This is a genomic window from Sphingobacterium sp. IITKGP-BTPF85, from assembly GCF_001006065.1.
Lineage (GTDB): Bacteria > Bacteroidota > Bacteroidia > Sphingobacteriales > Sphingobacteriaceae > Sphingobacterium > Sphingobacterium anhuiense.
The window spans coordinates 1-9,962 of sequence record NZ_ASZT02000170.1 but is presented as its reverse complement, the minus strand read 5'-3'; the positions used below and the strand labels follow the sequence as shown (position 1 = coordinate 9,962).

Below are 9,962 nucleotides of genomic sequence, written 5' to 3'. Positions count from 1 at the left end.
AAAACTTATCCTGTGTATCGGCGCGTGTTTTCGCATCCAATCCAGCATGATAAGGAAGTGCTTTGATTCCATTGATATTAAGAACTTCACTAATTTCTTCAACCTTCTTACGGCTCAAGCAATAGATGATACCTGTTTTACCAGACTGTCCTTTTATAAAACGAACAATTTCTTTAACGACATTTTTCTTCGGCCTTACTTCGTAGAATAAGTTACCTCTGTTAAATGAAGATTTAAAGAGCATAGCATCATTCATTTGAAGATTCTTACGAATATCTGACTGCACCTTAGGTGTAGCTGTAGCTGTCAATGCAATAATGGGTATTTTTTCACCTATACCATTGATAACCTGACGAATCTTGCGATATTCCGGACGGAAGTCATGTCCCCATTCGGAGATACAATGGGCTTCATCGACAGCAACAAAAGATACCGTAATCTGCTTCAGAAACTCGACATTCTCCAATTTCGAAAGCGATTCTGGTGCTACATAAAGTAATTTTGTTTTCCCTGCTGTAACATCCTGTTTGACACGCATGATATCACCTTTGTTCAATGAAGAATTTAAAAAGTGAGCAATACTATCCTCTCCGCCAAATGCGCGAAGCTGATCAACTTGGTTTTTCATCAAGCAATTAACGGTGAAATGACAATCGCTGTCCCCTCACTCATCAATGCCGGTAACTGGTAACAGATGGATTTACCACCCCCAGTAGGCATTATGACAAATGTGTCCTTTCTCTGTAGTACATTTGTTATGATTGCTTCTTGATCCCCCTTAAAAGTATCAAAACCAAAAAAATCTTGTAAATTGTCGAAAAGTGATTTTTCTATTTCCATCGAGCCTCGGGCAAAAATAAGATAGATAAATGACCAAAAAATCTGTAAAATAACCTATTTTTGTATTCATTCTTTAATATAAAAGTAGATATTTTTTTTGTGAAAAGCAACATCGATATAAAAAATATAGCTATCCAAGCTATACAAGAAGAAGCTAAAGCGGTAGCTGATTTATCACAACGGATTGACGACGACTTTGTTAACGTGGTTAAACATATAATTAACTTAGAAGGCCGTGTTATTGTCACTGGAATAGGAAAAAGTGCTATTATCGCACAAAAGATTGTTGCGACAATGAATTCGACTGGAACACCCTCCATTTTCATGCACGCAGCCGATGCCATTCATGGTGATTTAGGGATCATTCAAAACCAAGATTTAATCATCGCAATTTCAAAAAGTGGTACAACTCCTGAAATCAAAGTACTGGTGCCTTTCTTGAAACAGACCGGAAATACATTGGTCGCTCTGGTAGGAAATATCAATTCTTATCTGGCTGAACAAGCGGATTACGTACTGGACACCACTGTTGAAAAAGAAGCATGCCCTAACAATCTTGCTCCTACCTCAAGTACCACTGCTCAGCTAGCAATGGGCGATGCACTGGCAGTATGTCTGCAGGAATGTCGCGATTTTTCAGATCAGGATTTTGCAAAATACCATCCAGGAGGTGCGCTAGGTAAAAAATTATACCTAAAAGTAGCGGATCTCTCCGATCAAAATGAAAAACCAAAAATCCCAAGTAATGCCACTATCAGAGAAATCATACTGACCATCACACAAAACAGATTAGGTGCTGTTGCAGTATTGCAAGATGAAAAGATTGTAGGCATCATTACCGATGGGGATATTCGTCGTATGCTTGAAAATCATGAAGATCTTACAGGATTAACTGCGAGCGATATTATGGGGACACATCCTAAAACGATCGACAAATCAGAGCTTGCTGTAAATGCGCTGCATATGATGCGTCAGAATAACGTGTCTCAATTAATTGTTTTACAAGGAAATAAGTATGATGGCATCATACATATTCAAGATTTATTAAAAGAAGGAATAATCTAGTCATACATAATGTAATATTATTGTTATCGCGTTCTTTTCTAAGGCAATTACGTATTAAAATTTCTATTTTGGTACGTTGTTTGACATTATCAAAGAACATAGTTAACAAATTAAGAAGAAGAAGATATGAAAAAGTTTTTAGCCGTATTAACTGTTATTATTGCATTTGTAGGATTTACTGCAATGCAAACAAGTCAGAGCGAATTTAAATTTGAAAAAGAAACACATGATTTTGGAAAGATCGCACAAGGAACTCCAGTATCATACAGTTTCAAATTTTCGAATGCAGGAAGTGAGCCTATCATTATTTCTGATGTTAAGCCTTCATGTGGATGTTCAGTAGCAGAATTTACAAAAACACCAATCAAACCAGGTGACACAGGAACAATTAAAGTTACTTTCAACGCTGCTTCAAAAGCACCTTTTACAAAAAGCTTTACAGTAACATCGAACACAAAAACACCTGTAAAAACTTTATACATCAAAGGAATTGTAGAATAATTACTTTACGTACATAATTAAAGAAAAGCCACTTCAAGTAAAGTGGCTTTTTTAGTTTTAATTCATTAGATTTGCTTCGCTAATTTATATAAAATAATGCCATCAATATCAGAAAAAGGGTATAACATGCCCGCATCCCCAATTAGAAAACTAACACCTTTCGCTGATCAAGCAAAAAAAGAAGGGAAAAAAATCTATCACTTAAATATCGGACAGCCGGACATTGAAACGCCAGAAGTAATGCTCAATGCATTAAAAAACATTGATTTCAAAGTTTGGGCCTATACGGCATCTGAAGGAACAGCATCTTACCGCAATAAACTGACGACATACTACAATAAATTAAACTACAATATCCAACCTACTGATATTTTAGTAACAAACGGTGGCTCTGAAGCGATTATGATTGCGATGCAGGCTTGTCTTAACCCGGGTGAAGAAGTAATCATTCCTGAGCCTTTCTACGCCAATTACAATGGCTTCGCATGCTCGTCAGACATTGTGGTAAAACCGATCATGTCTTATATCGACAATGGATTCGCTTTACCTTCTATTGCGGAGTTTGAAAAAGTAATCACTGAAAAAACAAAAGCGATTGCGATCTGTAATCCGAACAACCCTACAGGTTATTTGTATTCTAGAGAAGAACTAGAAGCATTGCGTGAGCTTTGTTTAAAATATGATTTATACTTATTCTCTGATGAAGCCTACCGCGAATTCTGTTATGATGGGCGTGAATTCATTTCACCTATGCATCTGGAGGGATTGGAACAACATGTTGTTGTTTTTGATACCGTTTCAAAACGTTACTCAGCATGTGGTGCCAGAATAGGTTGCTTAATCACAAAGAATAAAGAACTGTACCAAATCGCTCTAAAGTTTGCACAAGCGCGTTTAAGCCCTTCTTTGGAAGGACAAATTGCAGGTGAAGCAGCTGTAGATACACCAGATAGTTATTTTGAGGCAGTGTCTGAAGAGTATACTGCTCGTCGTGATACTTTAGTCAATGGCTTAAATAAAATTGAAGGTGCATTTTCACCTAATCCAGGTGGCGCATTTTACGTTGTAGCAAAACTACCGATCGATAACGCAGATAAATTCTGTCAATGGATGCTAGAAGAATTTGCATACGAAAATGAAACAGTTATGATGGCTCCTGCAACAGGCTTCTACAGCACTCCAGGTGCCGGAATCAACGAAGTTCGACTAGCATACGTTCTTAATCAGAACGATCTAAAAAAAGCATTGATCTGCTTAGAAAAAGGACTGGAAGTTTACCCAGGCCGTACACACTAATCAGTGAGTATAGACGATAAAAAAGGGTTGCTCAAATGAGCAACCCTTTTTTATTTAAAACATTTTGACCACTTTATACGTTATATATAGTAATTGATCACTAAATTTTATATAATATGGATAAATTGAAGAAATTTGAATTGATGGAAAAAATTGCGAGAGAATTAGAAGATGTTAGGAAAAGTCAGCAAGCCGTATTAGAAAAAATTGGGAAAATCGAGGTGGATAATATCGAACTTGGAGACCAAAATCTAGAAAAGATTCTACCGGATATTTTTCAACGTACAGCAGACAATTCAGATGCAATCCGTCAACTATTAGATTCTTTCCAAGAAAAAACAGAAGAATTTGGAGAGAAAAATAATGTTGCGAAACTAAAAGAACAACAACAAATCAATAGCATTAAATAAAAAAGAAGAGCTTCCTATTTGGAAGCTCTTCTTTTTGTATATTCATCAATGACAAATGTCAATTGATCTTCTTGACTCATATAAGAATTATCCAGTACAATCGCATCTTCCGCTTTACGCAAAGGACTTTCTTCCCTCGTACTATCAATATGATCACGATGTGCCAGATTCTTAACAATTTCATCGATCGTCACCTGCTCTCCCTTATTGGTCAATTCTAAATAACGTCGGTTAGCACGTACTTGCGGATCCGCTGTCATAAAAATTTTCATATCTGCATCCGGAAATACAGTTGTGCCTATATCGCGACCATCCATCACGATATTGCGTCTCCGCCCTAATTTCTGCTGTTGCTTTACCATGCTTGACGCACAGCTTTTATTGTACTCACTTCACTCACCATATCCGAAATATACATCTGACGGATCTCATCCGATATATCTTCATCATTAAGATGAATCTCAGTTTTATCATCATTAGGAATGAAATCGATATGAATATTTTCCAACGCCTCAGCTATTGCTTTATCATCTTTCATATCTATTCCCTCTCTGAGAAAATAAAGTGTCACAGCGCGGTACATTGCACCACTGTCAATGAAAACAAATTTTAATTTTTTGGCCAGTGCTTTTGCCACTGTACTTTTACCACATGATGAAAAACCATCAATAGCGATAATAAAGTTATGTCTTGTTGTCATAAAACTAATTCATCCCCCCAATAATCACCCCAAGCTTATTCACTAAAGGAACCAGTATTAAATTCCCTTCTATAATGCTTTCAGGTAGGAAGATGTATTTTTTATCGTAAATAATATTATCAATATAAAAGCTTAACCAATATTCATTGGTTAAACCGAATACCTGTTCATCAATAGCTTCGATTTTTTCGAAAGAATGTGGAGCAACATTACCGATAAAATGACGTAATGTGCTTGTGATCACATTTGCACCATCCTTTTCGCCATAACCTTTTGAAGTAACCAAGACATTTTGAATTTCTTGATTCTTTTCATTAATTAAATAAACATTCCAAACTTTTGACTCCGGGCTTTCACTCTCCAATACAACAGCAATCGTAATATTTTGAACAATGTTTTCAGGTAAATCCTTTTTCATTTCAATTATTTATCTTTAGTCGCTTTCACAGCAGCCTTTGTAGTTGTCTTTTTAACCGCAGTCGCTTTCTTCGCTGCAGGAGCTTTTTTAGCAGGAGCTTTCTTTGCAGTAGTCGCTTTTTTAGCAGTTACTTTTCCTTTGCTTTTAGTAGCATCAGCTTCCGCCCATTTCAAGACATCTTCATACGTGATCTGCTCTACTTCTGTTCCTTTTGGAATTTTCAAATTCTGTTTTCCAAAACGGATAAACGGTCCCCAACGGCCTTGTTCAATTTGAGCTTCAGGATTTTCGTCAAAAACACGAATTACCTTTTCAATATCTTTTTGTCTCTTGTCTTTGATAATCTGGATACACTCTTCCTCTGTCACATCAAGTGGATCAACATTCTTTGGTAAAGAATAAAAAGAAGAATCATGACGGATATAAGGTCCAAAACGGCCAATGGCAACAGTCATTTCCTTTTCTTCAAAGATACCAACCTTCTTTGGAAGCTTAAACAATTCCATAGCATCCTCAAAAGTAATCGTTTCGATCATCTGTCCTTTTCTCAAAGATGCAAAACGAGGTTTCTCTTCATCATCTTGTGCACCAATCTGCACCAAAGGACCAAACTTACCAATACGTACAGAGACAGGTTTACCCGATACAGGATCGACACCCAACTCACGTTCGTTGTTAGCACGTTCAGCATTTTCTAACGTATTCTGTACTTCTGAATGAAAAGGTCCGTAGAATTCACGCAACATATCTGTCCATTCGGTCAAACCATGTGCAATTTCATCAAATTCCTTTTCTACTTTTGCCGTGAAATTAAAATCTACAATGCCTTTAAAATGTTCAACTAAGAAATCATTAACGACAATACCGATATCTGTTGGAAACATTTTTCCTTTTTCAGCGCCAGTAATTTCAGTCTTAGTAACAGCAGAGATTTCCGTATTTTCTAAAGTCAATACACGATAATCACGTGAACGTCCTTCTCTTTCTTCTTTCACTACATAACCGCGATTTTGAATCGTAGAAATTGTTGGCGCATAAGTAGATGGTCTACCAATACCCAATTCTTCCAACTTCTTCACCAAAGCTGCCTCTGTATATCGAGCAGGAGGTCTTGTAAAACGCTCTGTCGCATTCATGCTTTTCAATACGACCGATTGTCCAGTTACTAAAGGTGGCAACAAAGAGTTATCGCTATCATCATCATTCGTTACATCTTGATCATCATCTGTAGATTCAAAATAAACTTTCAAGAATCCATCAAACTTCATTACCTCACCTGAAGCAGATAAATCCTCCTTACGTGTAGAAATAGAAATTTTAGCTAATGTTTTCTCGAACTCTGCCTCACTCATTTGAGAAGCAATAGCACGTTTCCAGATTAAATCGTACAAACGTTTTTCTGCTGCATCACCTTCAATGCTATGTTCAGAAAAATAAGTTGGACGAATGGCTTCGTGGGCCTCTTGAGCTCCAGAAGTTTTTGTTTTATATTTTCTTAACTTATGATAACGATCACCATAAGCAGAACGAATTTCTTTCTCAGCAGCTTCTGTTGCTGTATCACTTAAATTAACAGAATCGGTACGCATATAGGTAATGCGACCAGCTTCATATAAGCGTTGGGCAACCTGCATAGTACGTGCAACAGAAAATCCTAGCTTACGACTAGCCTCCTGCTGTAGCGTTGAGGTAGTGAACGGAGCCGCTGGAGCTCTTTTCGCAGGTTTTGTTTCCAAACTCTTGACAGCAAATTCCGCTGTCTTACAATCCTCTAAAAACTGCTTTGCTTCAGCCTCTGTTGCAAAACGCTGTGGCAGCTCAGCTTTAAAACTATCTTTAACTTTCCAGTATGGAAAAATGCCACAATACGAAAGGATGCTTCGGCATTAAATTTTATAACCTCGCGCTCGCGGTCTACGATTAAACGTACAGCTACCGATTGAACACGTCCTGCGGACAACGAAGGTTTTACTTTCTTCCATAACACAGGTGAAAGCTCAAATCCTACCAAACGATCCAGTACACGACGGGCTTGCTGTGCATTTACTAAATTATAATCTATTTTACGTGGGTTCTCAATGGCCTTTAAAATCGCAGGTTTGGTGATCTCATGAAATACAATACGCTTAGTACTCTCATCTTTTAAACCTAAAGTCTCAAATAAATGCCACGATATAGCCTCCCCCTCGCGGTCCTCATCGGATGCTAGCCAAACTGTTTCTGCAGCTTTAGCCAACTTCTTTAACTCACTGACAACAGCCTTCTTATCACTCGGCACTTCATATTTTTGTTGAAAATCTTTATCTGTATCAATAGCATCATCGGTCTTCACCAAATCACGAATATGTCCGTAACTGGACTTTACCAAAAAGTCCTTCCCTAAATACCCTTCTATTGTTTTCGCTTTCGCTGGAGACTCTACTATGAGTAAATTTTTAGCCATTTAAATTTGAGATTTGTGCAAATAAAGGCATTTCTTTAACGAATGACAATATTTTTAGTCTTTTTTTACATTATTTAAGGAAAAAAATAAATAACCATTGTTTTATTCCAAAACAAGGGTTCATATTTTTTTATAAAATTCTGTTTTTTACCCGTAGAAATTTAACAAACAAGCTTTAATAATACCAAAGACGTACCTCTTTAAATTACATCTATATTGGATGAAATCGTACATCAAATGTATGACCTACCAATTATTGACAACAACCATATAGCTAATAAATGGTTAAGGTATCGTTATAGCTGACGAAAAGATTACCTTGGTCTACCTAACGACAAGAAAACAAACTCCAATCGGTTGGTGACTTTGTAAAAAACAATTTGGAGAACAAAATACTAATTAAAAAATAAATAAAACAAACTTTCAAGCTATTTCGTTTATAATGTAAGGCCCTTCTTTATAAAAGATATACCTGAAAAAGTGAACATTTGATAAACAAAATATCCAAAATCATATCATTGTATGAGCAATTTCAAAAGAAAGACGAATCTAGAAAACGTAAATAAAACTTCAAAATGGGACATTGTTATCATTGGAGGCGGGGCAACTGGGCTTGGTATCGCTGTCGATGCGGCTTCTCGAGGATTTAAAACATTATTACTCGAAAAATATGATTTTGCAAAAGCAACCTCAAGTAGGAGTACGAAATTAGTCCATGGTGGTGTACGGTATCTCGCAAATGGAGATATTAAACTTGTCTATTCCGCATTGCATGAAAGAGGATTAATTTTCCAAAACGCACCACACTTAGCTAAAATTCAAAGCTTTATTATTCCATGCTATACATTTTTCAGTAAGTGGAAATATCTGATTGGATTGAAAATCTATGATTGGATGGCCGGTGCATACCGGATCGGAACTTCCAGATTTTTATCCAGCAGTCAGGTTGTTTCAAAACTGCATGCTGTCAAACAGGATAATCTAAAAGGGGGTATAATCTACTATGACGGCCAGTTTGATGACTCCCGATTTGCAATCAATCTAGCACAGACAGCAAATTCTCTTGATGCAACAATCTTAAACTATTGTGATGTAAATGCCATTCATAAAGATACAAATGGTCAAGTTTGTGGTGTTTCTTTTACAGATTTAGAGTCAAACCAGAATTTTGAAGTTAAAGCAAAAACAGTCATTAATGCGACCGGAATCTTTGTTGATGATATATTAAAACTGGAATCACCTGTCCATAAGAATTTAGTAAGACCTTCTCAGGGAACACATATTGTCATTGACAAGAAATTTTTAGGGGAAGAAGATGCCCTTATGATTCCGGAAACTAATGACGGACGTGTGCTATTTGGTGTGCCATGGCACGACCACATCCTATTAGGAACGACAGATACGCCCTTAGATATTCACACTATTGAACCAAGACCTTTAGAAGAAGAAGTAGATTTTATTTTGGAAACGGCTAAAAACTACCTCAATCCTGCTCCTACCCGAGCAGATATACTCAGTGTATTTGCAGGTTTGCGACCACTGGCTGCACCAGATGAAAGTAATCCAGCTTCAACAAAAGAAATCTCCCGGGACCATAAACTGATCAGCAGTAAATCAGGATTGATTACCATTACAGGAGGGAAATGGACGACATATCGTAAAATGGCAGAAGATACCGTTAACAAAGCCATTCAAATCGGAAAGTTAAATACAGCTCCTTGTATTACAAAAACCTTAAAAATACATGGTTATCTTCAAGAAAAACAGCAGGGACACTGGCAGATATACGGTTCAGATGCAAAGTTAATACAAGAGTTAGCACAAAAGGATCCAAATTTGTCCCAAAAGATTCACCCCAAATTTGATTATATCGCAGCAGAAGTAGTATGGGCAGTAAGAAATGAAATGGCAAGATGCCTGGAAGATGTTTTAGCAAGAAGGATACGCATGCTGTTTTTAGATGCAAAAGCAGCCATGGAGGCAGCTCCCCTAGTTGTTCAGATTATGTCCAAAGAACTTGAGCAATCGAAAACATGGGAAGAAGAACAGCTTGCACAATTCCTTATACTTTGTAAAAACTATACTTACGATTCCTAATCCATTAACAACGCATTTATGAGTACTAAAGAATATATTTTGGCATTAGACCAGGGCACAACGAGCTCAAGAGCAATTATCTTTTCGAAGTCAGGAAAAATAGAAGCGATAGCACAAAAAGAATTCAAGCAGATTTATCCAAAATCTGGTTGGGTTGAGCACGATCCTAAAGAGATTTGGTCCAGTCAACTT

General features: G+C 37.0%; 7 protein-coding genes and 3 pseudogenes. 6 read left to right on the top strand and 4 right to left on the bottom strand.

Annotated features, from left to right (window positions below; all coding sequences use genetic code 11):
- A pseudogene (locus L950_RS22200) lies at positions 1–840 on the bottom strand (RecQ family ATP-dependent DNA helicase); the annotation flags it as partial.
- Between the two features lie 99 nt (positions 841–939).
- Between L950_RS22200 and L950_RS22195 the strand changes: the two are divergent.
- The 4 genes from L950_RS22195 (at position 940) to L950_RS22180 (ending at position 4,112) form a co-directional block, all read left to right on the top strand.
- The gene (locus L950_RS22195) at positions 940–1,905 is read left to right on the top strand and encodes an SIS domain-containing protein (protein WP_021191798.1); all 966 of its coding nucleotides are present in this window, start codon (positions 940–942) and stop codon (positions 1,903–1,905) included.
- Between the two features lie 126 nt (positions 1,906–2,031).
- Entirely contained in the window at positions 2,032–2,406 is a 375-nt protein-coding gene (locus L950_RS22190) for a DUF1573 domain-containing protein (RefSeq protein WP_021191797.1), read from the top strand.
- Between the two features lie 96 nt (positions 2,407–2,502).
- Positions 2,503–3,702 (top strand): pyridoxal phosphate-dependent aminotransferase, encoded by a 1,200-nt coding sequence (locus L950_RS22185; RefSeq protein WP_021191796.1) that lies wholly within the window; start codon positions 2,503–2,505, stop codon positions 3,700–3,702.
- A gap of 116 nt (positions 3,703–3,818) precedes the next feature.
- Positions 3,819–4,112, top strand: coding sequence for a hypothetical protein (locus tag L950_RS22180; RefSeq protein WP_021191795.1), 294 nt, complete (start codon positions 3,819–3,821; stop codon positions 4,110–4,112).
- 14 nt (positions 4,113–4,126) lie between these two features.
- On the opposite strand, the pseudogene cmk reads toward L950_RS22180, so the two are convergent.
- The 3 genes and pseudogenes from cmk to topA form a co-directional block, all read right to left on the bottom strand.
- Positions 4,127–4,812 (bottom strand): annotated as a pseudogene (gene cmk, locus L950_RS22175) ((d)CMP kinase).
- A 4-nt stretch (positions 4,813–4,816) separates the two neighbouring features.
- Positions 4,817–5,230: a hypothetical protein gene (locus L950_RS22170; protein WP_021191794.1), complete on the bottom strand. Its 414-nt coding sequence runs from the start codon at positions 5,228–5,230 to the stop codon at positions 4,817–4,819.
- Between the two features lie 5 nt (positions 5,231–5,235).
- A pseudogene (gene topA, locus L950_RS22165) lies at positions 5,236–7,673 on the bottom strand (type I DNA topoisomerase).
- A gap of 522 nt (positions 7,674–8,195) precedes the next feature.
- Between topA and L950_RS22160 the strand changes: the two are divergent.
- Both L950_RS22160 and L950_RS28145 read left to right on the top strand, forming a co-directional pair.
- Positions 8,196–9,770, top strand: a complete 1,575-nt coding sequence (locus L950_RS22160) for a glycerol-3-phosphate dehydrogenase/oxidase (protein WP_021191793.1) — start codon at positions 8,196–8,198, stop codon at positions 9,768–9,770.
- An 18-nt stretch (positions 9,771–9,788) separates the two neighbouring features.
- Positions 9,789–9,962, top strand: a 174-nt coding sequence (locus tag L950_RS28145) for an FGGY family carbohydrate kinase (protein WP_262507167.1), incomplete at its 3' end; no start/stop codon positions are given.